This window comes from Streptomyces sp. NPDC048255, assembly GCF_040652415.1.
GTDB lineage: Bacteria > Actinomycetota > Actinomycetes > Streptomycetales > Streptomycetaceae > Streptomyces.
This window is the reverse complement of the sequence record NZ_JBEZMA010000017.1, coordinates 1-24560: the sequence shown is the minus strand read 5'-3', so window position 1 is coordinate 24560 and position 24560 is coordinate 1. Positions and strand designations below refer to the sequence as shown.

Sequence of the window (24560 nt, the reverse complement as noted above, 5' to 3'; positions counted from 1 at the left end):
GACGACGCGCCTCAGCCGATCTCGACCACGCGGGCCCACGCGGGTGGCGAGTCCGGGACGTAGTCGGGGTCGTCCTCGTTCGACAGGTTCCGGCGCTGCCGGGGGAAGAGGCCCACCACCGTGCGGCACGGCGGGCGCGCGTCCGGCCAGGGCGTCTGGCCGTCCGTCAGGACCACGACGACGTCCGGCCGGGGCCGCGCGCGCAGCGCCCCGGCGAAACCGGTGCGCAGATCCGTACCCCCGCCGCCGATCAGCTCGATGCCCTCGGCGCGGCACAGCGGATGGACGGCCTGCGCCGACGCGTCGCACGACAGTACGGAGACCAGGTCGCGCCGGCCGCCCACCGCACGGGAGATCGAGGCGACCTCGTGCAGGGCGCTGCCCAGTTCGGCGTCGCTGACCGAACCGGAGGTGTCGATGACCACGCAGACCCGGGGAGGCCTGCGCCGCAGGCTCGGCAGGATCGCGCCGGGCACACCGGCCGAACGCCGCGAGGGCCGGCCGTAGCTGTAGTCGTCGCCCGCGCCCGAGCCGGAGACCGCCGAGCGCAGCGCCGCTCCCAGCAGCTCCCGCCACGGCTGCGGTGGATGGAAGGCCTCCTCCGCCCACCGCCGCCACCCCTTCGGGGCCGTTCCGGGGTGGCCGATGATGCCCTGCGCCACCCGGAACCGGACCGCGTCCCGCTCCTGTTCGCTGAGGCCGTGCGCGCCGTCCGGACCCAGGTCCCACTCCCGGTCCAGCCCGTCGGCGCCACTGCCGCAGTCCAGCCAGGCGACGGCCGCCGTCCGGGGGCCGAGCCGGAACTGGCGCAGGTAGTCCTCCATCAGCTCTCCCGGCGCCAGGTCCAACAGCCTCGGCTCGACGGCGCCTTCTGGCTTGGTGAGCCCGTCACCGAAGATGTCGTCGTTGATCTCGCAGTCCGCGGCGATGTTCATCCGCAGCCGGTCGCCCCGGCCGGTCAGCCCTTGCCGGCGTGCGACGCGGTCACCGCGCCCGTGGTGGTCGCGGAGCAGGTGCGACACCTCGTGCACCCACACCCCGGCCAGTTCCTCCACCGGGGTCCGGTCCACGAAGGCCGGCGAGACGTAACAGCGCCAGTGCCGGTCGACGGCCATCGTCGGCACCCTCCGCGACTCCACGGTGTGCAGGGCGAACAGCGCGGTCGCCAGATAGGGCCGGACCCGTACGGCGTGCAGCCTGGCGGCGTACAGCTTGTCGAGGTCCAGCGCCCGCGGAGCGCTGCCGGCCAGCCGCGCGCCGCCGGTCATCGGCCCGCCTTCACGGCCACCGCGGCGGCGCGTGCCTCGGTCCGGGCCGCCACCTGGTCCGCCCGCCGGGACAGGGACACAGCACCGGCGAGCCGTTCGATGGAGGCCGGGACGTCCCATTCCTCCTGGCGCAGCGTGGCCAGCGTCGTCGCAGGGACGACCACCAGGTCCGGGGCGCCCGTCTCCAGCGCCCGGACCAGCAGCGCCCATGCCGCGTCCCAGCGGGACTTCTCCGGGCGCTTGCGGACCGCCGCCACCACACCGTCGAGCACGGCCTGCCGCAGGTCCCCGCGCTCGGGCAGGACGGCCCCGGCCGGATCGGCGAGGAGCGCCTCCGGGTCCGGGAGGTCCATCCGGTCCAGGCCGGCCAGCAGTTCCAGCCCCGGGCCGTCCCCTACGGTGCCCCTGACCAGCAGGGACAGTACGTCCCGGGCGGAGCCCGCGGCGGTGGCGAAGGCGATCAGACGCAGGGTCATCTCCCAGCTGCGGGGCGACGGCCAGGCGCCGCCGCGGCGGGCTTCGCCGCTGGGCAGCCGGTGCACGAGCGTGGGCCGGGCGGCGAGCAGCCCGCACACCGCGCGGCGGGCGAAGTCCACGGCCGGCGCCAGCTTCCCGGGGTCGAGCCGGGGCAGGGTCGCCCGGGGCCACGTCCCGCCGAGGCCGCGTACGACCACTTCCTGGTCGTGGATCCACTGGAGGTGGACGAACCGGTTGGCCAGCGGCGGGCTCAGCTCCCAGCCGTCGGCCGCCGAGGACCGCGGGTTGGCGGCGGCCACGATGCGGACCCCGGGCGGCAGTTGCAGGGAGCCGATCCGGCGTTCCAGTACGAGGCGCAGCAGGGCCGCCTGGACCGCCGGCGGCGCGGTGGACAGCTCGTCGAGGAAGAGCAGTCCCCGGCCGGCCCGGACGAGGCGCACGGCCCAGTCCGGCGGGGCCATCGGGACGCCCTGTTCCGCGGGGTCGTCACCGACGACGGGCAGTCCCGAGAAGTCGGACGGCTCGTGCACGCTGGCGATGACGGTGGTCAGCGGGAGGTCGAGGGACTCCGCGAGCTGGGTCAGGGAGGCGGTCTTCCCGATGCCCGGCTCACCCCACAGGAGGACGGGCAGGTCGGCGGCCACGGCCAGTGTCAGGGCCTCCAGTTGGGGGTCGGGGCGCGGTTCGGTCGTGGTGTCGCGCAGCAGGTCCAGCAGGGCGTCGGCGACGTCGAGCTGGGAGGCGGTGGCGAGCGGGGAAGGGGTGCCGAGCGGGGGCGGAGTGGCGAGCGGGGTGCGTGCGGGCATGAGTGATCACCTAGGGGGTTCGTGGTGGGTGGTGAGTGGAAAGGGCGCGGGGGCCGGGCCCCGGGTCAGCAGGTGGCGTGGCGCGGGCGCCGGAGGTCGTCGCGGGAGCGGCGGGCGCCCGGGCGGATGCGGCCCGGTCCCGGTTCGGCCAGGCCCGCGCGGAACAGTCCGTAGGTGAGCCGGCGTTGCGCGGCCGCTTCCAGCTCGTCCCGCAGCACGCCGTCGCGCAGTACGGCGTCCGGGCCCAGCAGGCCCTCGACGACGGCCAGCGCACCGGCGATGTCTCCGTGGTCGAGGCGTTCGCGTACGCCGGTGAGGCAGTCCGGACGGCGGTGTGCCACGTCGATCGCCTGGAGGCAGGGCAGCGGAGTACCGGTCAGGGCGACCAGCAGTTCCTCGCGGCGCAGTTCGCCGGGGTCGTGGTCCAGCGGGGCGAGCACCCCGTCGACCAGGGCGATCCGGTGCGTGGCTCCCCGGCACTCGACGAGGTGCGGCCGCCCCGCCGCGGCCGGGCCGCGGGAGGGCCCGGCCGGCGCGTGGTCCGGCAGCAGGGCCGAAGCCACCAGCGGGTGCAGCCGGTCCGCCCCGAGGGCACCGGCGCGCAGCAGCTCCAGGTCGGGCAGCACCCAGGTCGCGGCATCGGGCAGGACCGGCAGCGCCGGGTCGCGGGCGTCCGCGGAGCCCGCCGTGATCCGCACGGCGGGCGGCCCGCAGTCCCCGTCCCCGTCCGGGGACGGCTCCAGCAGCAGCCTGTTCCGGGCGCCCAGGCGCACGGCCACCGGACCGGTGCTCCTCCCCTCGGCCCGGAGGAGCAACTGCGCCTCGGCCGCCCAGCGGTCGACGGCGCAGGGCAGCCGCCCCGGCGGCGCGGTCCCCGGCAGGTGTGGATCCAGTACGTGCGGATCCGGCACGTCCGCGTCCGGCGCGGGTGGCCGGTCGGCCCCCGACCGCGACCGCAGCTCGTCGGCCTTGCGCGCGTCCCACAGGTGGCGGTGCAGGTCGAGGCGGAAGCGCCGGTCGGGACGGGGGTGCGGATGGCGGCGGGCGGCGGGATCGGAGCGGGACCCGTCCCAGAGGGCGAGGCTGATCCGCTGGCCGGCATCCGCCCAGGCCGGCGCGGTCCGGGCCACGAGGTGCACCGGATGTACGCCGTCACGGCCCGCTCCGTCGTACCGGGCCAGGGCGATCGTCAGTCCCGGGCGCAGCAGCCCGTCCGGAGCGACCCTCGGCATGTGCCAGCGCAGCAGGTCGGGAGCGAGATGGCGGAGATCGGCCCGGACGCGGACCGAGAGTTCGTGCCCGTGGGTGCGCGCCACGGTCCGTGGACTGAATTCGACGTCGAAGCCCGCGGCGGCACAGGCCGCGCCCCAGTCCCCGGCATGCCGGCGGGCGGTGGCGGTCTCGATCATGGACGGCGGCACGGCGAACTCGCGCACGCGCAGCCAGAGGGAAAGGTGGGAAGTCCCCATCGCGGTCTGAGTGAGCATCAGCACTCACCTTGCGCGGACGGGACCCCCGATCTGTGAGTGGGGTGAGTCGTCATCATCGTCGCGGAGCCTAGCGGGACCCCGCCCCGCCCCGCCAGGGCTTTTTCCGCGGGGGAGGAGCCCTACGGTCTGCCCGGTGCTGACGCCGGTGCCGGTGCCGGTGAGCGGTTCCAGCGCATCCGGGACCAGGGCAGGGCCAGTTCGGACTGGCCGGACACCGGCCGCGGGGCGAGGTCCGCCACGTCGGCGGCCTCGCGGTGGCGGGCGTAGACCGTGTCCACGTACCGGTGGCCGGTGTCCGCGGCGATGAACAGGACGGTCCGCCCGGGGGCGCGCTCGCGTTCCCAGCGGGCGGCGAGGTACCCGGCTCCGGTGGAGAGCCCGGCGAAGACGGCGTGCCGGCGCAACAGGTCCACGCTGCCGGCGAGCGCGGCGTCGAAGGAGATCCAGTGGAGCGTGTCGTACAGCTCGTGCGCGACGTTCCCGAACGGGATCGAGCTGCCGATCCCCGCGATGATGATCTCCGGGTCGGCGACGTGCTCGGCGCCGAAGGTGACGCTGCCGTACGGCTGCACCCCGACGAGTTCCACCTCGGACGACGACCCCTGCCGGAGGTAGCGTGCGAGGGCTCCCGTCGAGGCTCCGGAGCCGACACCGCCGACGAGGGTGAGGGCCTCGCCCCCGGTGGCCTGCCGGATGCGGTCGGCGACGGCCCGGTAGCCGAGGTAGTGGATGTCGTCGTGGTACTGCCGCATCCAGTGGTACTCGGGGTGCTCGGCGAGGATCTCGTGGATCCGCTCGACCCGGCGCTTCTGGTCCAGTTTCAGGTCGCTGCACGGCTCCATCTGCTCCAGCGTCGCCCCCAGCACGGCGAGTTGGGTGCGCAGGGTGTGGTCGACGGTCGTCGAGCCGACGATGTGGCAGCGCATGCCGTAGCGGTGGCAGGCCAGGGCGAGGGCGTAGGCGTAGATGCCGCTGGAGCTGTCCAGCAGGGTGTCCCCGCGGCGGACGGCGCCGGTGTCGAGCAGGTGGCGCACCGCCGCGAGGGCGGAGACCACCTTCATGGTCTCGAAGCGGAGGCAGATGAGCCGGTCGTCGAGGCGTATCAGGTCAGGCCTGCCGACCGACTCCGCGATGTGCTGGTCCATTTCGGAGCTCCTTGGTCGTGGGGAAGGTGGTGAAGATCCGGGTGGCGGGGATGCCGCTGTTGTCCAGGGCGCGTACGCAGCTGCGTACGCGGTGCTTCGTGCCGGGCGCGGCCGGATCGAAGATCAGACCGGCGACCGATCCGCTGTGGGCGATCTGTACGCCGGTCGCCCCCACCCGCCGGGAGATGTCGGTGAGCGTGTCGAACTCCGGGTGGCGTAGCAGCTGTTGGCCGCGCCAGGCGCTGGCGGTGGCCACCTCGCCGAGCAGCTCCGCGTCGCCGGTGGCCACGGCCCGGCGCAAGAGCGTGCGCAGCCGTTCGTAGGCGCGCACGTCGTTGTCGTCGTGGACCCGTACCGGCAGGGAGAGGGTGTCCACGGGCGCGCCCCCGCCGAGGGCGCAGCCCACCACGACCAGAGGCGGCAGGGCAGGGCCGAGGACGTCCAGGACCCGTCCCTCGCGCTGGGCGAACAGCACCGGGCGGTCGTCGAGCATCAGGGGATCGCAGGCCAGCTCGGCCCGCACCGCCAGCCGGGCGATCGTCTCCGGCTCCAGGAGCAGGGCGTAGGAGCCCGCGACCGCGCGGATGGCGGCGATGACATCGCTGGTCGAGCTGCCCATGCCGAGGCCCACGGGGACCTCCCCCGTCAGCCGCAGCTCCCCGCCGCAGGGCGGCTCCCCGCGCCGCCGCGCGCACTCCTCGACGGCGAGGGCCGCCGCCCTGCGGGCCTTCGTACGGCCGGCGGGGACGACGTCGAGCTGCTCCGCGCCGGAGTCCGGATCGCGTACGAACTCGGCGCGGCTGCCCAGTCCGGCCAGGGGCAGGGTGACCAGGCCGGCGCACCTGCGTCCGGCGGTGTCGAGGAAGACGCCCTGGAGGATCTCGCCGTGGTGGCAGGGTGCGTACCCGGTGCCGGTCCCGTCGGGGAGGGCACCGGCACCGGGTACGGTCCGGTGGGCGGCCGGGATCACGCGCGGCCCACCGTCCGGTAGCGGTACAGCGTGGTCGGGTCGGCGCTGAACTGGGAGAAGGGGAACGGCTCGGCGGAGAGCGCGGTCACGCCCCCTCCCAGGAAGGCGCGGGCCACGGCGCTGCCGCTCTGCGCGTAGACGACCAGGGGGACGCCCCGGGTGCGGCAGCGCTCGAGGACGGTGTCGAACGAGCCGTTGCTGAGGGTCATTCCGGTGGCGACGACGGCCTCCGCCCGGTCCAGGACCTCGTGCATGTCGGTCGTGACCGGGTCCCCCCACTGGGTGGTCCTCAGGTTGAAGTCGCAGAGCAGCGGTACGCCGCCGCGCTCGCGGATCGCGGCGACCAGCGGGTTGACGACGCCGATGAGGCCGACCCGTGCGCCCTCCTCGATGTTCAGCAGCCCGGCGATGGCCGCGTCGCGGGCCTTCGCGCGGACCTCCGGCGTCCCGGCGGGCAGGACGACCGGCTCGGCATGCCCCGCCGCGGCGGCGGCGCGGTGCGGGTGCGCCTCGGCGAGGTAGGCGTCGAGCGCCGCCATCCGCAGCGGGCGGGGCGCCTCGCGCAGCAGGACGTCGAGCGGGGTGCCGGAGGAGTCCCGGCAGACGGCCGGGTCGATCTCGCCGGCTTCGAAGGCGCAGCCGCCGAAGGAGCCGCCGAGGCGGACGAGTACGTACTGGTTGAGGTAGGTGGTGTCGCCGCCGGCCAGCCGGGTGCCGTGGTGGATCCAGAACACGCTGGTCGCGACGAGCGTGGAGGGCAGCGGGCCGCGCTCGCCGGCCAGCACGGAGGCCGTCAGGGCCTCCACGGTCCGTACGTCGCCTATGTTCCCGACGGCGGTGGTGGGTGTGGTCATTGCAGGATTCCTTGTCGTACGGGATACGGGGATTTCAGGGGTCACAGGGTGATCGGCGCGGGCGAGGCGTGGACGGGCCGGCGGTAGGCGACCGCGGGGTGGCCCAGCGCGTCGGTGGTGAGCTCGGCGTCCACCTCGAAGACCTCGGCGAGCCGCTCGGAGGTGAGGACGGCCTCCGGGGTGCCGGTGGCCACCGCCCGCCCGTGGTGCATCAGCACCAGCCGGTCGCAGTACCGGGCGGCCAGCGACAGGTCGTGCAGCGCCACCAGGACCGTCCGGTCGGTGCCGGCCAGCAGTTCCATCAGCTCCAACTGGTGCTTGACGTCGAGGTGGTTGGTGGGTTCGTCGAGGAGCAGTCCGTACGGCTGCTGGGCCAGCGCCCGGGCGAGGTGGGCGCGCTGCCGCTCGCCGCCCGACAGGGCCCGCCAGGACCGGCCGGCGAGTGCGGTGAGCCCGAGGCGGTCCAGCGCGGCGGCGACCACGGCCCGGTCGGTGGCGTCCGGTCCGCGCCAGCGGTCCCGGAAGGGGGTCCGCCCCAGCCCCACGACGTCGGCGACGCTCAGATCGCTGTCGGCGCCGGAGTCCTGCTCGACGAAGGCGACATGGCGGGCGATGCGCCGGGCGCTCCAGCCCCGGACGCACCGGCCGTCGTAGGAGACGGTGCCCGCGTCCGGGACGCGCAGGCCCGCCAGGCAGCGCAACAGGCTCGACTTCCCCGATCCGTTGGGGCCGAGCAGCCCGACCGTCTCGCCCGGTGCGATGTCGAGGCCGACCTCGCGGACGACGGACGTGCCCGCCACCGACCAGCTCAGCCGTTCGGCGGTGATCCTCACAGCTCACCCCGCTTGCGCAGGACGAGCAGGAAGAGCGGTACGCCGAGCAGGGCGGTGATCACACCCACCGGCAGCTCCCGGGGCGCGAAGGCCACGCGGGCCAGCGCGTCGGTCCACACCAGGAACACCGCGCCGCAGAGGGCCGCGTAGGGCAGCAGCACCCGGTGCAGCGGCCCGATCAGGAACCGCACCCCGTGGGGCACGATCAGCCCGACGAACCCGATGGCACCGACGGTCGCCACCGCCACCGCGGTCAGCACGGCCGTCACCACGAGCAGCAGCAGCCTGGTGCGCCGTACGCCGATCCCCAGCGAAGCGGCGGTGTCGGCGCCGAACGCGAGCCCGTCGAGGGCGCCCGCGCGGAGCCAGGCGACGGCCAGCCCGAGGGGCGTGACGGCCGCGCAGACCGCGACGGCGTCCCAGCGGGCCGGGGCCATCGAGCCCAGCAGCCAGTGCGTGACCGCCCGGGTGGTGTCCGCGTCCGCCGAGGCCATGAGGACCAGCGAGGTCAGCGCGGTGAAGAGCTGGCCCACGACCACACCGGTCAGGACGATCCGGACCGAGTCCAGGCCGGTCCTGCGCAGCAGCAGCATCAGCAGGGCGAACGAGAGCAGCGCCCCGGCCAGCGCTCCGCCGGTGATCCCGAGCGTGCCCGCCCCGACGCCGAGGACGACGACGGTGACGGCGCCGGCCGAGGCTCCCGAGGAGACGCCGAGCAGGTAGGGGTCCGCGAGCGCGTTGCGGGTGACCGCCTGGAGCACCGTGCCGCACACCGCGAGCGAAGCGCCGACCAGCGCCGCCATCAGGACGCGCGGGAGCCGCAGGTCCCAGACGAGCGAGTCGACGAGCGGCGGCAGGGGTTCGACGTCCAGGCCGAGCCTCGTGCCGAGCACCCTGGCGAGGTCGGCCCATCCCACGTCCGCCGTGCCGATCCGTACGGAGGCGGCCACCGAGGCGGCCAGTGCGGCCGCCGCCAGGACGAACAGCCCGGCCTGCGCGGGCCCGGACCGGCCGGCGGGAGCCGGTGGGGGAGGGGCCCCGCCGGTCACCACGGTCACGGCCGGCCCGGCGCACCCGGCCGCCCGGCGGGCCGCCGGGTGCAGCAGGTCCACCGGTCCGGGGCGGGGGGCCGCCGGATCCGGGTCAGCGGGCATGTCCGAGGTCCTTCATCCCCGCCGCCAGCAGACCGAGCGCGTGCACGGACCGGACGGACGGGTCCAGTTCGATCCCCGGCACCTCGATGATCCTGCTGTCGCGTACTGCGGCCAGCTGGGAGACGACCGGGTGCCCGGCCATCGCGGCGCGCTTCTCGGCGGCGCTGTCGCCCGGGCGGCCGCGCTCGGAGAGGTCCCCGATGACGATGAAGTCCGGGTCGCGCTTGGCGACTTCCTCCCAGGAGACCTCCGGCCAGTCCTCGTTCACGTCGTCGAAGGCGTTCTTCGCGCCGACGATCCGGCTCATCTCGCTGGGCAGGCCGGAACCGCCCGCCACGTACGGCATGCCGTTGAAGACGGAGTAGAGGTAGACGACGGTCGGCTGGTCCTTGGCCTGCGCGCCGTTCCCGCCGGCCTTCTCCCCGGCTCCCTCCGCCGCCTTCTCCCCGGCGTTCTCCCCGGCCTTCGCGACGGCGGCGCGCTGCTCGGCGGCGAGCTTGCCGGCCCGCTCCTCGGCGCCGAAGACCTTGCCGAGGTTCTCGTAGTCGGCGAAGAGCAGGTCGAAGGCGGTCCTGCCGGGCTCGTTCTGCGTCGGGCAGTCGACGGCGCTGACGAAGGTGGGGACCTTGAGCGCGCCCAGCTCCTCGCGGGTGCCGGCGCGGTCCTTGGTGAAGAGGTCGGTGGATCCCGCGACGACGAAGTCGGGTGTGGCGGCGCGCAGCTGCTCGCTGGTGGCGATCTTCGGGGCGAGGACCGGGACCTTGGCGTAGGAGTCCTGGTACTGCGGCGGGATCTTCGTCTTCAGGTTGGCCGTTCCGGCCATCCGGTCCTGGAGGCCGAGCTCCAGCAGGATCTCGGTCGAGGCCTGGTCCAGGGCCACGGCGCGCTGCGGCGGGCCGTCGAAGGACTGCTGCAGTCCGCAGCTGGTGAGCGTCGTCGTGGCGGCCTTCGAGGCAGCGGGCTCGCCGGCCGAGGAGGAGCCCTCGTTGGCTGCCGAGCAGCCCGCTGTCGCGAGGACGACGGTGAGGGCGATGCCGAAGCGGGCGGGGTGGCGCATGGGTTCTCCGGTCTGGGAGGAGCGTGGGCGTTGTCGTGCACCGGGCAGGAGTGCCGCGTTCGAAGGGTACTGTAATGGTTATCGTTTTCATTAATCCATTCCGGGGGGCGGCTCGCCGACGCCGCGCCCCGGGGTACCTGCCGACAAGCCCGGGCCCAACAGTCCTGCTGGCGAAGGTCGTTGAGACCCGCCTCCGGGGCCGGACCGCGCTGATCCGTGACAAAGAGGAGCATCACACCGTGGCGACTGCACCCGCGCCCACCGCGACCGAGACCGATCCGCCCCCGTCGCGTTCCGTCCTGCGTGACATGGCGTTCCTGCGCCTGTGGTCGGGCACCACCGCTTCCGGCCTCGCCACGTGGGCGCTGCCCTTCGTCCTTGGCCTCGCCGTGCTCCACCGGGAACTCAGCCCGGCCGGTCTCGGCCTGGTCCTGGCCGCGCGGACCATCGGGTTCCTGGCCGCCGTAGCCGTGGGCGGGGTCCTCGCCGACCGCCACTCCCGGCGGGCCGTCGTCCTCTGGTCGGCGCTCGCCGCCGCGGCCGCCGCGCCGCTGCTCGCCGCCGGACTGGGCCGGTCCGTCCTGCTCATGACCTGCTCCGCCGCCCTGGCGGGGGCCGGTCAGGGCGCCTGCCGCCCCGCCTTCCAGGCCCTCACCGCCGAGACCGTCGCCCCCGACCGCCGACAGCAGGCCAACGCCGCCATGACCCTGGCCGTCCGCAGCTCCACGCTGGCCGGCCCCGCCCTGACCGCGCTGCTCGCCGCCTTCCTCGACATCTGGACCCTGCTGATGGGCATCGGCCTGCTGTGGCTCGTCGCCGCGCTCGTGCCGGGCCGGGGCACCGGGAAGGCCCCGGCTCCGGCCTCCGCGGCCGCCGGCGGTCCGGCCCCGCGGGCCTCCTTCCGGGCGGAGTTCGTGGACGGCATACGCGAAGCCCGCCGCCACCCGTGGTTCCTCGCGGGCCTCGCCGCGCTGACGGCGGTCATCTCGCTCGGCTACTCCGCGACCAGCGTCGCCCTGCCGCTGATCAGCCGTGACCGCTACGGCACGGAGTGGGTGCTGGCCGCGGCCATGACCGCGTACACGGTCGGCGCGCTCGGCGGGGCCCTGGTCATCGCCCGCTGGCGGCCCCGCGCCCAGGGCTGGGCCGCGTTCGCCGGGCTCGCCGCATACGGCTTCGCGCCGCTGAGCCTCATGCTGCCGGTGCACCCCGCCGCGGTGGTCGTCGCGTACGCCGTCGCCGGGATCGGGATCGAACTGTTCAACGTGCCCTGGTTCACGGCCACGCAGCGCGAGGTCGCCCCGGACAAGCTGGCGCGGGTCTCCTCGCTGGACTTCCTGGTCTCCTACGGGCTGGCCCCGGTCGGCCTGGCCCTGATCGCCCCGGCCGTCACCGTCTTCGGCGTCACACCGGTCCTCGCCGTCTGCGCCGCCGCCTGTTTCCTCGTACCGGCCGCCGCGGCGCTGGTTCCCACGGCCCGCAACTTCGCCCGTACGCCCGCCACGCCCGCCACGTCCGACTGAGCCCGTGCGGCCCCGGCCGATCCCGGCCGGGGCCGCACGGTCCGCGCGATCAGGTGCGCGCGGCCTCGTCGGGCGCGCTGTACGGCGCCGCTCCCGCGAGCGGAAGCGCAGCGCCGGGATCCGGCCTCTTGAGCGTGAGGTGCACCTGGAGTACGCCGACCCACACGAGGGCCGACCCCAGCAGGTGGAGGACGACGGCGAGCGAGGGCAGACCCGTCAGCGACTGCACCAGGCCCACCGCCCCCTGCGCCAGGACCACGACGAGGAAGAGCACCGTCTTGCCGCGCGCGGCGCCGAACCCCTCCCGGGGCAGGGCGGCCAGCAGACAGCAGGTCAAGGCCAGGACCGCCGCGGCCAGCACGCCGTGGACGACGGTCACGACCGTCCAGTCGAAGGGCATGCGCTGCACGTCCGAGGAGTCGCCGGCGTGCGGGCCGGACCCCGTGGCGATCGTGCCCACCACGACCAGTACGGCCGTCACCGCGACGAGGGCCGCCGAAAGGGACCTGCAGCGCGCGGGCGGCAGCGGGGCGCCCGTGGCCGGCGCGTCCCCCTCCGCGCCCGCGTCGGCGCACGCCGCGTGCCAGGTGTACACGGCGGCGGTGAGCAGCAGCGTGGCCGCGAGGAAGTGCGCGGCCACGACGTACGGGCTCAGGCGCATCCACACCGTGACCCCGCCGACGATCGCGTTCAGCACGACGATCCAGAACTGCGCCCAGGCGCCGCGCAGCACCGAGGGCACCGGCTCCTTCTGGAGCCGGGCGGTGATGATGACCCACCCCACCACCGCGCTCAGTGCCCCGGTGAGCAGCCTGTTGCCGAACTCGATCGCTCCGTGCAGGCCCATCTCCGCCGTCGGGGCCAGGGTCTCTCCCGTGCACATGGGCCAGTCGGTACAGCCGAGCCCGGAGCCGGTCACGCGCACGATTCCACCGGTGACGATGATGGCGATGCTCGCCACCACCGACACCAGTGCGGCCAGCCTGACGGCTCTCGTGTCGAGCGAGTACCTGCCGGCCAGCCATGAGAGGGGAGTTTGCACGATCAGCCTTCCTTGTGCCGCGGAACCCCCAGCGTACGCGGCCCGCTTGAGCCGGCTGACGGGGCATCACCCGTGCCGTCCGGGCCCGGTGACGCGCCCGGGCCCGGACGGCGGAGCGGGTGGGAGGGCGGCACACCCTCCCGGTGCACACACCCTCCCGGTGCACGGCCCGGGATCAGGCCGCTGACGGTACGAGGCCCGCTGCCCGGGACCGCCGGGCGTCGCGTCCGGCGTGGAGCGGGGCCGGGCCGACCGGTTCGGCGGCCTGCGGCCCGGTGTCCGTCAGGAGGGCGATGAGCGAGGTACGGGCGCGGGCCACGCGGGAGCGGACGGTGCCGACGGGACAGCCGACGGCCTGCGCCACCTCGGCGTAGGGCAGGCCGAGGAGCTGGGTGAGCACGAAGGCCTCCCGGCGCTCGGCCGGGATGGCCGCCAGGAGTTCCGCCAGGGCGACGCCGTCCTCGAAGCCGGGGACGTCGTACGTCTGCGCCTGCTCGGCGGCCGTCTGCCAGTCGTCGCGGTCCGACAGCCGGGGGCGCGCGGCGGCGTGCCGGAAGCTGTCCACGACGGTGCGGCGGGCGATGGACAGCAGCCAGGTGCGGGCGGAGGAGCGGCCTTCGAAACGGGGGAGCGCGGCGAGCGCGCGGACGAACACGTCCTGGGTGAGGTCGTCGGCGGACTGGGGGTCGGCGCTGAGGTAGGCCACGTAGCGCCACACGTCGCGCTGCAGGGCGCGGATGAAACGGTCGGCCTTCGCGGGGTCGCCGTCGCGGGCGTCGAGCGCCAGCAGGGTGACGGCCGCGTCGGAGCCGGGGGTGTGCCGGGCAGGCTGCCGGGCGGCGGGACGGTACGGGGCGGGCAGGGCAGGAGTCATCGCCACAAGATCCTTACGGGCAAGGGGTGTCCGGCGCCGCGCGCGGCGGGGCCGGTGAAGGGATACGGCCTGCCGGAGGGCACGGCCGATGCCCGAGGCGCGACGGGGAACAGCAGCCGTCAGCGTGCGCTCGGGGAACCAGCTGTCACAGGACAGCGGTTCCCGCGGGCGGACCCCGTGAGGTGATGGTGTGGACGAGCAGGAGCCGGCGCAGCGCCCGGTCGCCCCGCTCACGGCGTACGCGGATCCGCGGGCGGTGCGGAGTCGTGGCGCGCAGGCCGAGGAGCAGGCGCAGGGGTGTCCGGAACCATCCGGCCAGGGCGCGCAGGACACGGAACGCGGCCTGCTCCCCGTAGGCGAGCCAGAGCCCGCACAGCACGGCGGCGAGCAGGTGGGCGGCGAGCATTCCGCCCGGTGACATGCCTCCCATGTCGTGGCCGCCGCCCGGCAGTAGGGCGCCGCTCGCGCCGGAGGACAGGTCCGCCATGTCGTGCGTGGCGTGGTGGGAGTGGGTGCCCGGCAGCGCGGTACCGGGCGGTGGCTGGGACACGCGCGCGCCGATCCCGGCCGCGTCGACCACCCTCAGGGCCTCGCGGGCGGACAGCCCGGCTCCCGCGCCGTCCCCGCACGTCAGGTACTCGGCCCACTGGCGGGCGAACGAGGTCCCGGTCGGCAAGGAGGGCCGGATCAACGACTGGGCCAGGGAGAACCCGCAGTGCAGCACGCCCTGGACGGCCACGGTCGCCGCGGTCACGGCGAGCAGCCCGCGTTCGCGGCCCGCGAGGACCCACGCCACGGCCCCGGTCCCCACGCACCCGCCCGCCATCGCCCACCAGGGCACGGCCGAGCCGGACATGAGGATGTGGCCGATGGCCGCGAGCAGCACGCAGACGGCTGCGAACATCGCAGCCCGAACGGCTCGGGAACAGTGGCCTGGTGACGTCATGGCGGGTTCATCCTTGCACCAGCCGTGCGGAACGCGCCCGTGGGTGCGCGGTTCCTGACAAGTTCTCGAGCCGGTCCTTGGCACGCCTGGCCCGTGCGTCCGGTGTGGCGCAGGGCACACCGGAGAGCGGGAACCGGCCCGCGGCCGCGTCCGACTGCCTTCCCGCCGGCCGAGGTGTTCCGGCACCCGGGGAAGGGAGATTTCTGTGGCGTCACAGGGGACGGCGGCGGCGACGGCCACGTCATCGGGTCCGCGGAGCCGGGCCGAGCGCCGGCTGACCGCACTGCTCACCTGCGCCATGGCGTTCTCGATGCTCCAGCTCTTCCTGCTGGGGGCGTTGGGCCCGCGTCTCGTGGACGGCATCGGCATATCGCCGGCGGTGCTGGGCCTGACGACCACGATCGGGTTCGGCACGGCCGCCGTACTGTCCCCGGCGGGCGGCCGGATCGTCGACCGGATCGGTCCGCGGCGCTCACTCGTCGCCCTGCTGCTGGTCTCGGCCGCCGCACTCGCCCTGATCGGTGCCGCGCCCGGCGCCGGTCTGCTGCTGGGCGCGGTCGCCCTGGGCGGGATTCCACAGGCGCTGGCCAACCCCGCCACCAACAAAGCCGTGTTGGCCGCCGTACCGCCCGCCCGGCGCGGCGCGGTCACCGGGCTGAAGCAGTCCGGGGTGCAGCTGGGTGCGTTCGTTGCCGGGCTGCCGCTCGCGGCGCTTGCCGCCGGAATCGGCTGGCGGGGCGCGGTGTGGACCGCCTCGGGCGCGGCGCTGCTGGCCGGTGGGTGGGCCCTGCGCGGCCTGCCCGCCGACCCGCCGCCGCCCGCGACCCCCGCCCGTACGCCGTTCGTTCCGCGCGGGATGGTGGCCTGGCTCGCGGTCTTCTCGCTCTTCCTGGGGGCCGGGATAGCCTCGGTCAACACCTACCTCGCCCTGTACGGGGTCCAGCGCTTGGGGATGGGTCCGACCCAGGCCGCCGCCCTGGTCGCCGTGCTGGGCGTGGCGGGGATCGGCGGCCGGGTGGCGTGGTCGAAGGCGGCCCGCCCCGGGCGCGCCGAACTGCTGCCCGGCTGGCTCGCCGTGGGGGCGCTCTGCGCCGCCGCCCTGCTGGCGGCCGCGCTGCTGGCGAGCCCCCTGGTGTGGGCCGGTGCCGTGGCGGTGGGGGTGTTCGCCGTGTCCGGCAACGCCGTGTCCATGGTGCTGGTCATGCAGCGTGCCGCACCGGGGCGGGCGGGGCAGGACTCGGCGCTGGTGGCGGCCGGGTTCTTCGCCGGGTTCGCGGTGGGGCCGCCGCTGTTCGGCCTGTTCGCGCAGAGCGGCCGGTACGGGTCCGGCTGGGTGCTGGTCGCGGCGGAGTTCGCGGTGGCGGCCGCCGTGGCCTTCCTCTGGTGCGTACGGGACCGCCGGGACCCCCGGGACGGCAGCGATCGTACGGCTGACCGGCAGGAGCGGACCGCGTGACCTCCGGGGCCTGGGCCGGCCGGGCACTCGCGGCCGTGCTCGAACGGGTCGCGGTCACCGCGGCGCAGGTGGGCCCGCGCTTCCCGCTGTACGCCGAGCCCGGCGACGGGCGGTGGACGACCACCGGCCGCGGCTCGTGGACCGGCGGCTTCTGGGCCGGGCTGCTGTGGCTGCTGGCCCGTTCCACGGGCGCCGAAACCGACCGGCGGGCCGCCGCCGCGTGCACGGCGCGGCTCGGGCCCTGGGCCGAGGCGGACACCGCCACCCGCGGCCTGATCCTCTGGTACGGGACCGCTCCGGCAGCCGACGACGGCGAAGCGGCGGCCCTGCGGGCGCACGCGGCCCGGGCCTGCCTGGCGGCGTACGACCCCGCGCTCGGGATCGTGCCCTGGGGCGGTGCGCTGGGCGGGCCCCGCCTGCTGGCCCGGGCGGACGCCGTGCCCGGAATGGTTCCCCTGCTGGCCGGCGCCGGACCGCAAGGCGCCGCCGCCGCGGCCGGTCACCTCCGGCGCCACCTCGGCCTCTGCCTCGGACCCGCCGGGGAAGAACGGGCCCCCGCCTGGGAGTTCGCCGGCGGGACGGGCTGGCGGCCCTGCGCGGAACCCCGGCCGGGCTGGAGCCGCGGCCGGGCCTGGCTCCTCCTCGCGGTCGCCGACGCGCTGCTCCTCCCCGAGGTCGCCGCGCACCTGCCGGACGACCGGCTCGCGCGCGCGGCGCGGCACCTGCTGGCGCAGGGTGACGTGCTCACCGGCCGGCTCGTCCCGCCGGCCGAGGCCGCCCGGCCGGACGGGCCGCCGGACACCTCGGCCGCGGCGATCACCGCGGTGGCCCTGCTGAAACTCGCCCGCGTGCCCGGCCCCTGGGCGACGGAGTGCGCGTACCGGGCCGGGGCCGTCCTGAAGCGGCTCGCCGAAGCCCATGTCACCGACGGCGCCGCTGCCGGCCGTCCGGCGGGGATGCTGCTGGACGGCTGCTACGACTGCGGCAAGGGGCTGGCGGTCCGGCACGAACTCATCTGGGGCGACCACTTCCTGGCCCTCGGGCTGGCATCGCTGGAGGGGCTCGTCGACATCACCCGCGTGTAGCGGGTTCGCGGCCGCCGTAGTCGCGCAGGACGCGGCGGGCCACGGAGGTGATGTGGAGCTCGTCCGGGCCGTCGAGGATGCGGGCGGCGCGTCCGGAGCGGAACAGCGCGGGCAGTGCGGTGTCCGGACCGAGTCCGGCGGCGCCGTGGACCTGGATGGCCGAGTCCACGACCCGCTGGAGCATCCGGGCGGCGGCGACCTTGGCGAGCCCCACCTCGGTGCGGGCGTCCTGCCCGGCGGCGATCCTGGCCACCGCCTCGTGGACCAGGGGCCGGGTGGTGCGCAGCGCGAGCAGGGCGTCGAAGACGTGCTGCTGGACCAGTTCGTGGTCGGCGAGCGGCCCCCGGGACCCGCGGCGGGTGGCGGCCCGCTCGCACATGAGGTCGAAGGCGCGCTGGGCCTGGCCGAGCCAGCGCAGGCAGCGCAGGGTGCGGCCGAGCGCGAGTCGTTCGCCCGCGATCGCCAGTGCGCCGCCCGGTGCGCCGAGGAGGTGGTCGGCGGGTACGCGGACGCGGTCGAGCTCGATCTCGTACTGGCCCGTCGCGCCGAGCACCGGGAGTTCCCGGACGACACGGAAGCCGGGGGAACCGGTGGGGACGAGGAGCAGCGAGAGCCCCTCGCGGTCGCCGGGCAGACCGCCGGTGCGGCCCATGACGGTCACGAGATCGGCGCCCGCCGCGCCGGAGGTGAACCATTTGCGGCCGGTGACCAGCCAGCTTCCGTCGGGCTGCCGCTCGGCGCGGGTCGTGGTGCCGAAGGGGTCGGTGCCGGGGACGTCCGGTTCGGTCATGGCGTAACAGCTCCGCAACTCCCCGGCGACCAGCGGCTCGAGGTACTCCTCGCGGACCCGGGCACCGCCGTGGCGGCCCAGCATGGTGACGTCGAGCAGCGGAGCGGAACCCAGCGCGGCCGGGCCGTGGTCGCTGGCCCCCTCGGCCTCCGCCAGCTCCGCGTACGCGGCGAAGGACAGTCCGCCGCCGCCCAGTTCGGCCGGCAGGGGCAACGCCCACAGCCCCTCGTCCCGGGCCCGGCCGCGCAGTTCCGCCAGGGCCGAAGCGGCGGCCGGCCCGCCCGCGTCGAGCACCGCCTCGTACGGGACCACCCGCGCGCGGACGAACCGTTCGACCCGTCCCCTCAACTCCGCGCGATCGACGTCCGGTCGTGCGGGCCGGTCGTACGCGGCGCCTGAATCCGTCACTGCATTCCTCCTCATTCCCGGGAACCCATGGGAACGGCTGTCCGACTGTCTGTCCGTGGAACTGGTCGGGTGCGCACGCTCCCGGGTTCCCGCATCCCGTACGACCTGGGCGACGGCCACCGCCGCGCCGGGAGAGGAGAGGCATGGCGTCCCCCGCAACCACGCAGACGGTCCGGCCGCTCGACACACTGCGCTTCGACACCTCGGGGCCCCCGCAGATCACGGACGTCGTCGCCGAACACCTGCGGCTGCTCGGCGCGCGGAGCGAGACCCCCGGCGACCTGGACATGCCGGACCGGATCACGCTCGCCGGAGGCGGGTTCGCGCCCGCGCACGCGACCACCACCTGGGGGAACCCCGGGAGCGGGCTCGTCGACGAGGCGACCGTGCAGGCCGCCACCGGCATGATGGCCGTCCACGGCCGACGCGACGGCGGCCCGCGCGGCCTGGCCGCCGACTACGCGGCGACGGCCACCGCCGTCCTCACCGTCCAGGGGCTGCTCGCGGGCCTGGTCGGCCAGGCCCGCGGAGCCGGGGCCTCCCATGTCACCACCGGCGCGGACCGGGCCGGGCTGCTCGCCGTGTCCCAGTACCTCGCCGCGGCCGGGGCCGACGAGGGCGAGGCCGCCGAACTCGCCCCCGGCGGACCACCCTTCACCTCGGCCGAAGGTGTGCTCTTCGAGCTGGAGACCCTCGATCCGGGCGCCTGGGCGGCGTTCTGGCGGGCGCTGGAGGCACCCACAGACGCGATACGGGCGGGCTGGCGGCCCTTCCAGTTCCGCTACGCCACCGCCTGCGCCCCCCTTCCGGCCGTCCTCCACACGGTGACCCTGGCCCATCCCCTCGTGCGGATCCGGCAGGCGGCGGCGCTCTCCGGCGCCGAGGTGTGCGTCCTGCGCAGCCTCGCCGAACGCGCCGGGGAGTCCGACGGCGCCGCCCCCTGGTCGCTGGAGCCACGGGGAGCCGGTGCCGGCCGGCCTGCCACGCGTCCCACAGGCACCCCAACCCCCTCGCCGGCCCGGCCGCTGGCCGGGCTGACCGTGCTGGAGGCCGGCCGCCGCATCCAGGCCCCGCTGGCCGCGCACCTGCTCGGCCTGCTGGGCGCCGAGGTCATCCGGATCGAGCCGCCGGGCGGGGATCCCCTGCGCGGCATGCCCCCCGCCTGCTCCGGCGTCTCCGCACGCTGGCTCGCCCTCAACCGGGGCAAGCGGGCCGTCGAGATCGACATCAAGGCCGAGGCCGACCGCCGCCGGCTGCGCGACATGGCCGCGCAGGCCGACGTCTTCCTGCACAACTGGGCGCCGGGCAAGGCCGAAGAGCTCGGCCTCGACGCCGACGACCTCGGGCGCGTCAATCCCGCGCTCGTCTACGCGTACACCAGCGGCTGGGCCGACCGGCTCTCGGACGCCCCCATGGGCACCGACTTCATGGTCCAGGCGCGGACCGGCGTGGGCGAGGCCGTCCGGCCCGGAGACGAGCCCCCGGCCCCCTCGTTGATGACCCTGCTCGACGTACTCGGCGGACTGCACGGCGCCGAGGCGGTGCTGGCCGGCCTGCTGCTGCGCGAGCGTACGGGGCACGGCGTACGGGTGGACTCCTCGCTCCTCGGCGCCGCCGACACCCTGACCGCACCCGCCCTGCGGCGCGCGGCGCGCGGGGAGGACCCCAGACGGCCCGCCGGATTCCGGCATCCGCTGGCGACGGCCGACGGCTGGATCGCACCCGCCGACGGGAGCGCCGCGGCCGCGGCGGCGTACGACCTGCGCGAGCTCTCCACGCGCGAGGCCCTGACCCGGCTGCGCGACCAGGGCCTCGGCGCGACCGCCGTCACCACCGACCTCTGCGACCTGCACGACGACCCGCGTTTCGCCGGCTCGATCAGCCGCGACGCCTACGGCGCCCCCGCAGTCCCGAACCCCTGGAGCCTCGCGTGACCGTCGAACTGCACGATCTGCTGCCCGCCGAACTCCGCCGCTCCTGGGTGGTCGACGGCACCTGTCCCGACCTCGACCTCTACAGCCTCTTCCGGGCCCGCCAGATCGCGGACCTGCACCGCACGGCCGTCCTGGACGCCAAGGGCGCACTCTGTTACACCGCCCTGGACCGCAAGGTGCGATGTCTGGCCACCGGCCTCAGAAACCTCGGGATACGCCCGGGCGACGTGGTCGGCGTACAGCTGCCCAACCACCGCAACGCCGTCATCGCCGACCTGGCGCTGGCCGCACTCGGCGCCGTCGCGCTCCCGTTCCCCGTCGGCCGGGGCACGCTGGAGGCCGAGTGCCTGCTGCGGCGTGCCGAGGCCGTCGCCGTCATCGCCGCGGTCGAACACCGCGAGTTCCGCCACGCGGCCGATCTGCACGCGCTCTCCCGCGCCCTGCCCGCCCTGCGCCACGTCATCGCCGTGGGCCCCGGTACCGCGCCGGAGGGAACGACCGCGTGGGCCGGGCTGATGCGGTCCGACCCCAGCGGGTTCGTCCCGGCCCGGCCGGACCCCGACAGCGCCGCCCGCATCCTCGTCTCGTCCGGGTCCGAGGCCGAGCCGAAGATGATCGCGTACTCGCACAACGCTCTCGCGGGCGGCCGCGGGAACTTCCTCGCCTCCCTGATCCCCGACGGCACCCCGCCGCGCTGCCTGTTCCTCGTCCCGCTGGCCTCCGCCTTCGGATCCAACGGGACCGCCGTCACCCTCGCCCGGCACGGCGGCACCCTGGTCCTGCTCGACCACTTCACCCCCGAGGCCGCGGTCGCGGCGGTCCGTGAGCACCGGCCGACCCACGTCCTGGGCGTGCCGACCATGGTCCGGATGATGCTCGAACGCCTCGACGCGACCGGCGAGCAGCTGCCCGCCCCCACGGCCCTGGTCCTCGGCGGCGCCCCGCTCGACGAGACCACCGCGGCCGCCGCCGCGAAGGCGTTCGGCTGCCCGGTGGTCAACCTCTACGGCTCGGCGGACGGGGTCAACTGCCATACGGGACTGGGCAACACGGTTCCCCCGACCGACGCCTCAGGTGTCGTCGCGGGCCACCCCGACCCCCGGGTCGCCGAGATCCGCATCGCCGACCCCGACACGCACGAACCGCTGCCCGACGGCGCCATCGGCGAGATCATCTCCCGGGGCCCCATGACGCCGCTGTGCTACGTGGGCGCCCCCGACCTCGACGCCCGCTACCGCACGCCCGACGGCTGGGTCCGTACCGGCGACCTCGGCTACCTCGACGCCGACAGCGTCCTGCACGTCGTAGGACGGCTCAAGGACATCGTCATCCGCGGCGGCGCCAACATCAGCCCCGCCGAAGTCGAACGCGAACTCAGCTCGCACCCGCGGGTCCGGGACGTGGTCTGCGTCGGCGTCCCCGACCCGCTCATGGGCGAGCGGCTGGCCGCCTGCGTCGTGCCCCGGGGTTCCGTCGCGCCCACGCTCGCCTCCCTCGGCGAACACCTGACCGCGCGCGGCCTGGAGCGGCGCAAGCACCCGGAGCGCCTCCTGGTGGTGGGCGAGCTGCCGCTGACGGCCGCCGGCAAGCCCGACCGGGCGGCCCTGCGGGAACGCCTGGCTAGGAGCGCGCCGCAGACCGGCGACGGTACGAGGGGCCCCGCGCCCCTCGCCCAGGCCGGATGACGGAAGGGCCCGGCAGCACCGGCTGCCGGGCCCTTTCCCGCCGTCGCTCAGGAGGTGTCGGTCAGGAGGTCCCCATGGCCTTCTTGAGCTCGGCCGCGGCGTTGCGGTAGACCGCCAGCAGGTCGAGGTCCTCACCCGGATAGTTGACGATCTTGACCTGCTTGGCGCCCGCGTCGGGCAGGACGGTCCCCGTCGACATGTGCGCGTTGTCCAGCACCAAGGCCGGCTTCTTGGCGGAGAGCTCGGCCAGCTGCGCCGGGGTCACGGCCTCGGGCCCGTACGTGCCCACCGTGGTGACGCCCGCGAGCTTCGCCGACCAGGCGGTGAAGACCTGGGTGACGGCCGAAGGGCTCTTCCCGCCGGGCCAGGCGGCCTGGACGTCCTTGTTCAGCCGCGCGTACTCGGTGTCGAAACCGGCCTTCCACTGCGCGGCGGCGTCCGCCGTGCCGAAGAGTCCGCCCAGCCGGTCGACCTCGGCCTTCACCTTGTCGGGGTCGTTGTCGAGGTTCACCTCGACCAGCTTCGCCTTCGAGCCGGCGGCTTCCTTGATCTTCGCGGCGTACGGCTCGAACGGCGCGTAGAGCACGAAGTCGGCCTGGGCGACGGCGGCGAGGTCCGAGGGCTTGGGATCGTAGTCAGGCGCGTGGTGGACGGACTGGGGCACGATGACCTTGACGTCCTCGGCGCCGGCGGCCTTCGCGAACGCGCCCTCCCAGGTGGTGGTCACGACCACCACGGGCTTGGCCTTCGGGTTCGAACCGCCCTTCCCGGCAGGGGAGTCGGAGTCCGCGTCGCCGCCGCAGCCGGCGGTCATCAGGAGCGCCGCGCTCAGTGCGACGAGGGAAGAGGTACGGACGCGGTTGCGCGCCATGAGTTGATTCTCCGTTCGGGTATGAAATGGACGGCGAGGACGACCGCCCCCGCCGTCAGGACGAGGACCGGCCCGGGCGGCCAGTCCAGCCACAGGGCCAGGAGGAACCCCGTCAGGTTCACGGCCACTCCGATGCCGACCGCCCACAGGGTGATGGACTTCAGCGAGCTGCCGAGCCGGCGCGCGGCGAGTGCGGGCAGCAGGGTCAGGGCGTCGACGAGCAGGGCCCCGGTGAGTTTGATCGCCCCGGCGACGGCGATGGCGACCAGGACGAGCAGCGCCGTGGTCAGGACCCGCACGGGGACGCCCGAGCACTGGGCGAGTTCACGGTCGTACAGCAGCAGGCCGATCTCGCGCCGCCGCCACCAGAACAGACCCGGTACGAGAACGGCGAGCACGCCGAGGACGGCCAGATCGGGGGTGCCCACGGACAGGATCGAACCCCACAACAGGGCGAAGGCCCCGGAGGCGTTGACCCCAGACACGGCGAGCAGCAGGAGCGCGGCGGCGATGGCGAGGCTCATCAGCAGGCCCATCGCCCCCGACAGTCCGTCCGGGGTGCGGGCGAGCGGGGCGACGCCCGCACCGGCGAGGGCGCAGGCGACGAGCGCGCACAGCATGGGGTCGAGGCCGGTGAGCAGCCCGACCGCGATGCCCAGCAGCGCCACGTGCATCATCGCGAACCGCACCGGCATGATGTCGAGCCCGACGATGACCACCCCGATGACGGGCAGGCCGACGGCCGCGAGCAGCAGGGCCAGGCCGGCCCGCTGCACGGGCAGCAGTTGGAGGAGCGTGCCGAGATCGGCGGTGGCGAGGGTCACCGGACCTCCCGCAGCCGCCCGGCGGCCATCTCCAGCACCCGGTCGCACCGTTCGGCCAGCGCGCGGTCGTGGGTCACCACGACCAGCGTGACCGGCAGGGAGGTGAGGACGTCCGCGGCCTCCGCCTGCCCGTCGAAGTCGAGGGCCGCCGTGGGCTCGTCGGCCAGCAGCACCTCGGCCCCGGCGGCGACGCAGCCGATCGCGCGGGCCAGGTACATCCGCTGCAACTGCCCTCCGGAGAGGGTGTGCAGGGGCCGCTGGGTCAGCGCCCCGACCCCGAGCCGGCCGGCGGCTTCGGCCGCGTCCGCCGGGGCCGCGCTGCTCGCCAGCAGCTCGGCGCCGAGCAGGGGGAAACGGCCGGCCGCCGGTTTCTGGGGGATCCAGGCGCAGGCCCGGCGCCGCCAGGCCCACTCGGCGGGGGAGCGGGTGCTCCGCCCGCCGACGAGGATCGAGCCCGAGACCTGGCGGTGCAGGCCGAGCACGGCCCGCAGCAGGGTGGTCTTGCCCGAGCCGTTGGTCCCGGTCAGCGCCACGCGTTCACCGGCGGCGATCTCCAGATCCACGTCGGCGACGGCCTCCACCCGGCCGTGCCGGCAGGCGACCCCCCGCATGCGCACATCCAGCCCGCCCATCACACACCCCTCAGTCGCTCGCTGCCGCGCGGGGAACGGCGTACGTCCGCCTCCCACGCGCCAGTAGTCGGACGCCGCACGCCCTGGGTTCCCGCCAAGCGGAAGGTTCTTCCCCTGGCAGCGGGCGATGCGTTGCGGACGCGACCCGGTGAACCTTTCCGGTCACAGAACTAGGTCCTGTCCGGGGGATCTTCGTGGATCAGTCCGCGTCGTCTGGTGCGGTGCATCGCAAGGCGGAGGATCGCAGCTCGTACTCGGCCGTACTCGCGCGGTCCGACAACGCGGCGAGGTGCCGTGCCGGGCGGCGCGGGCCCGCGAAGATCGCCCGGACAGGGCCTAGCTGTGTTGTCCGGGCAGGTTGGTGACGCGGCTGGCGGGTGTTTGGCCTTGGATGCCGGTGTGGGGTCGGTGGTAGTTGTACCAGTGCAGCCAGTCG

The 24560-nt window shown here is 75.2% G+C and carries 21 protein-coding genes and 1 pseudogene; 5 read left to right on the top strand and 17 right to left on the bottom strand.

The features are described 5' to 3' along the window. Positions 1–11 precede the first annotated feature (11 nt). From AB0D94_RS16255 to AB0D94_RS16215, 9 genes are all read right to left on the bottom strand, one after another. The gene (locus tag AB0D94_RS16255; protein WP_362051700.1) at positions 12–1268 is read right to left on the bottom strand and encodes a VWA-like domain-containing protein; all 1257 of its coding nucleotides are present in this window, start codon (positions 1266–1268) and stop codon (positions 12–14) included. Continuing rightward, complete coding sequence (locus AB0D94_RS16250) at positions 1265–2551, bottom strand: AAA family ATPase (RefSeq protein WP_362051698.1); 1287 nt, start codon at positions 2549–2551, stop codon at positions 1265–1267. Before AB0D94_RS16250 ends, AB0D94_RS16255 begins: the two co-directional genes overlap by 4 nt. Before the next feature lie 65 nt (positions 2552–2616). Continuing rightward, entirely contained in the window at positions 2617–4038 is a 1422-nt protein-coding gene (locus AB0D94_RS16245) for a hypothetical protein (protein ID WP_362051696.1), read from the bottom strand. 122 nt (positions 4039–4160) lie between these two features. Next, complete coding sequence (locus AB0D94_RS16240) at positions 4161–5186, bottom strand: pyridoxal-phosphate dependent enzyme (RefSeq protein ID WP_362051694.1); 1026 nt, start codon at positions 5184–5186, stop codon at positions 4161–4163. Then, positions 5149–6156 (bottom strand): GHMP kinase, encoded by a 1008-nt coding sequence (locus AB0D94_RS16235; RefSeq protein ID WP_362051692.1) that lies wholly within the window; start codon positions 6154–6156, stop codon positions 5149–5151. Before AB0D94_RS16235 ends, AB0D94_RS16240 begins: the two co-directional genes overlap by 38 nt. Beyond that, entirely contained in the window at positions 6153–7010 is an 858-nt protein-coding gene (locus tag AB0D94_RS16230) for a DUF364 domain-containing protein (protein ID WP_362051690.1), read from the bottom strand. The genes AB0D94_RS16235 and AB0D94_RS16230 overlap by 4 nt, the downstream gene beginning before the upstream one ends. Before the next feature lie 41 nt (positions 7011–7051). Next, complete coding sequence (locus AB0D94_RS16225; protein ID WP_362051687.1) at positions 7052–7843, bottom strand: ABC transporter ATP-binding protein; 792 nt, start codon at positions 7841–7843, stop codon at positions 7052–7054. Then, a complete protein-coding gene (locus tag AB0D94_RS16220) occupies positions 7840–8997 on the bottom strand; it encodes an iron ABC transporter permease (RefSeq protein WP_362051685.1) in 1158 nt (385 codons plus the stop codon). The genes AB0D94_RS16225 and AB0D94_RS16220 overlap by 4 nt, the downstream gene beginning before the upstream one ends. Next, positions 8987–10054, bottom strand: coding sequence for an ABC transporter substrate-binding protein (locus AB0D94_RS16215; RefSeq protein WP_362051682.1), 1068 nt, complete (start codon positions 10052–10054; stop codon positions 8987–8989). Before AB0D94_RS16215 ends, AB0D94_RS16220 begins: the two co-directional genes overlap by 11 nt. A gap of 308 nt (positions 10055–10362) precedes the next feature. Here AB0D94_RS16215 and AB0D94_RS16210 point away from each other — a divergent pair, with 308 nt between their 5' ends. Beyond that, positions 10363–11577 (top strand): MFS transporter, encoded by a 1215-nt coding sequence (locus tag AB0D94_RS16210; protein WP_362051881.1) that lies wholly within the window; start codon positions 10363–10365, stop codon positions 11575–11577. Positions 11578–11626: 49 nt separating this feature from the next. On the opposite strand, the gene AB0D94_RS16205 is transcribed toward AB0D94_RS16210, so the two are convergent. The 3 genes from AB0D94_RS16205 to AB0D94_RS16195 all read right to left on the bottom strand — a co-directional run bounded on the left by AB0D94_RS16205 (position 11627) and on the right by AB0D94_RS16195 (position 14397). Then, positions 11627–12619: a COX15/CtaA family protein gene (locus AB0D94_RS16205; protein WP_362051679.1), complete on the bottom strand. Its 993-nt coding sequence runs from the start codon at positions 12617–12619 to the stop codon at positions 11627–11629. A 175-nt stretch (positions 12620–12794) separates the two neighbouring features. After that, complete coding sequence (locus AB0D94_RS16200; protein ID WP_362051676.1) at positions 12795–13493, bottom strand: sigma-70 family RNA polymerase sigma factor; 699 nt, start codon at positions 13491–13493, stop codon at positions 12795–12797. A 145-nt stretch (positions 13494–13638) separates the two neighbouring features. Further along, positions 13639–14397: a hypothetical protein gene (locus tag AB0D94_RS16195; RefSeq protein WP_362051674.1), complete on the bottom strand. Its 759-nt coding sequence runs from the start codon at positions 14395–14397 to the stop codon at positions 13639–13641. 340 nt (positions 14398–14737) lie between these two features. On the opposite strand from AB0D94_RS16195, the gene AB0D94_RS16190 reads away from it, so the two are divergent. Further along, positions 14738–15895, top strand: coding sequence for an MFS transporter (locus AB0D94_RS16190; protein ID WP_362051879.1), 1158 nt, complete (start codon positions 14738–14740; stop codon positions 15893–15895). Further along, positions 15892–16980, top strand: a complete 1089-nt coding sequence (locus tag AB0D94_RS16185) for a sugar ABC transporter permease (protein WP_362051672.1) — start codon at positions 15892–15894, stop codon at positions 16978–16980. Before AB0D94_RS16190 ends, AB0D94_RS16185 begins: the two co-directional genes overlap by 4 nt. Here the strand turns inward: AB0D94_RS16185 and AB0D94_RS16180 are convergent. Next, positions 16967–18118: an acyl-CoA dehydrogenase family protein gene (locus AB0D94_RS16180; protein WP_362051877.1), complete on the bottom strand. Its 1152-nt coding sequence runs from the start codon at positions 18116–18118 to the stop codon at positions 16967–16969. The two genes, AB0D94_RS16185 and AB0D94_RS16180, sit on opposite strands and share 14 nt — an antisense overlap. Before the next feature lie 203 nt (positions 18119–18321). Here AB0D94_RS16180 and AB0D94_RS16175 point away from each other — a divergent pair, with 203 nt between their 5' ends. Beyond that, a complete protein-coding gene (locus AB0D94_RS16175) occupies positions 18322–20112 on the top strand; it encodes a CoA transferase (protein ID WP_362051670.1) in 1791 nt (596 codons plus the stop codon). After that, positions 20109–21797, top strand: a complete 1689-nt coding sequence (locus AB0D94_RS16170; RefSeq protein WP_362051668.1) for a class I adenylate-forming enzyme family protein — start codon at positions 20109–20111, stop codon at positions 21795–21797. The genes AB0D94_RS16175 and AB0D94_RS16170 overlap by 4 nt, the downstream gene beginning before the upstream one ends. A gap of 61 nt (positions 21798–21858) precedes the next feature. Here the strand turns inward: AB0D94_RS16170 and AB0D94_RS16165 are convergent, their stop codons facing one another. The 4 genes and pseudogenes from AB0D94_RS16165 to AB0D94_RS16150 form a co-directional block, all read right to left on the bottom strand. Next, positions 21859–22668 (bottom strand): zinc ABC transporter substrate-binding protein, encoded by an 810-nt coding sequence (locus AB0D94_RS16165; RefSeq protein ID WP_362051666.1) that lies wholly within the window; start codon positions 22666–22668, stop codon positions 21859–21861. After that, positions 22626–23492: a metal ABC transporter permease gene (locus AB0D94_RS16160; protein ID WP_362051664.1), complete on the bottom strand. Its 867-nt coding sequence runs from the start codon at positions 23490–23492 to the stop codon at positions 22626–22628. Before AB0D94_RS16160 ends, AB0D94_RS16165 begins: the two co-directional genes overlap by 43 nt. Beyond that, positions 23489–24124, bottom strand: coding sequence for an ABC transporter ATP-binding protein (locus tag AB0D94_RS16155; protein WP_362051663.1), 636 nt, complete (start codon positions 24122–24124; stop codon positions 23489–23491). Before AB0D94_RS16155 ends, AB0D94_RS16160 begins: the two co-directional genes overlap by 4 nt. Positions 24125–24460: 336 nt before the next feature. Then, positions 24461–24560, bottom strand: a pseudogene (locus AB0D94_RS16150) (IS481 family transposase); the annotation flags it as partial.

Bases quoted from the DNA above. Each gene is read 5' to 3' on its own strand.
- AB0D94_RS16255 (WP_362051700.1), bottom strand. From the start codon at position 1,268: ATGACCGGCGGCGCGCGGCTGGCCGGCAGCGCTCCGCGGGCGCTGGAC.
- AB0D94_RS16250 (WP_362051698.1), bottom strand. From the start codon at position 2,551: ATGCCCGCACGCACCCCGCTCGCCACTCCGCCCCCGCTCGGCACCCCT.
- AB0D94_RS16245 (WP_362051696.1), bottom strand. From the start codon at position 4,038: ATGCTCACTCAGACCGCGATGGGGACTTCCCACCTTTCCCTCTGGCTG.
- AB0D94_RS16240 (WP_362051694.1), bottom strand. From the start codon at position 5,186: ATGGACCAGCACATCGCGGAGTCGGTCGGCAGGCCTGACCTGATACGC.
- AB0D94_RS16230 (WP_362051690.1), bottom strand. From the start codon at position 7,010: ATGACCACACCCACCACCGCCGTCGGGAACATAGGCGACGTACGGACC.
- AB0D94_RS16220 (WP_362051685.1), bottom strand. From the start codon at position 8,997: ATGCCCGCTGACCCGGATCCGGCGGCCCCCCGCCCCGGACCGGTGGAC.
- AB0D94_RS16215 (WP_362051682.1), bottom strand. From the start codon at position 10,054: ATGCGCCACCCCGCCCGCTTCGGCATCGCCCTCACCGTCGTCCTCGCG.
- AB0D94_RS16210 (WP_362051881.1), top strand. From the start codon at position 10,363: ATGGCGTTCCTGCGCCTGTGGTCGGGCACCACCGCTTCCGGCCTCGCC.
- AB0D94_RS16200 (WP_362051676.1), bottom strand. From the start codon at position 13,493: ATGACTCCTGCCCTGCCCGCCCCGTACCGTCCCGCCGCCCGGCAGCCT.
- AB0D94_RS16195 (WP_362051674.1), bottom strand. From the start codon at position 14,397: ATGTTCGCAGCCGTCTGCGTGCTGCTCGCGGCCATCGGCCACATCCTC.
- AB0D94_RS16190 (WP_362051879.1), top strand. From the start codon at position 14,738: ATGGCGTTCTCGATGCTCCAGCTCTTCCTGCTGGGGGCGTTGGGCCCG.
- AB0D94_RS16175 (WP_362051670.1), top strand. From the start codon at position 18,322: ATGGCGTCCCCCGCAACCACGCAGACGGTCCGGCCGCTCGACACACTG.
- AB0D94_RS16165 (WP_362051666.1), bottom strand. From the start codon at position 22,668: ATGGCGCGCAACCGCGTCCGTACCTCTTCCCTCGTCGCACTGAGCGCG.
- AB0D94_RS16155 (WP_362051663.1), bottom strand. From the start codon at position 24,124: ATGGGCGGGCTGGATGTGCGCATGCGGGGGGTCGCCTGCCGGCACGGC.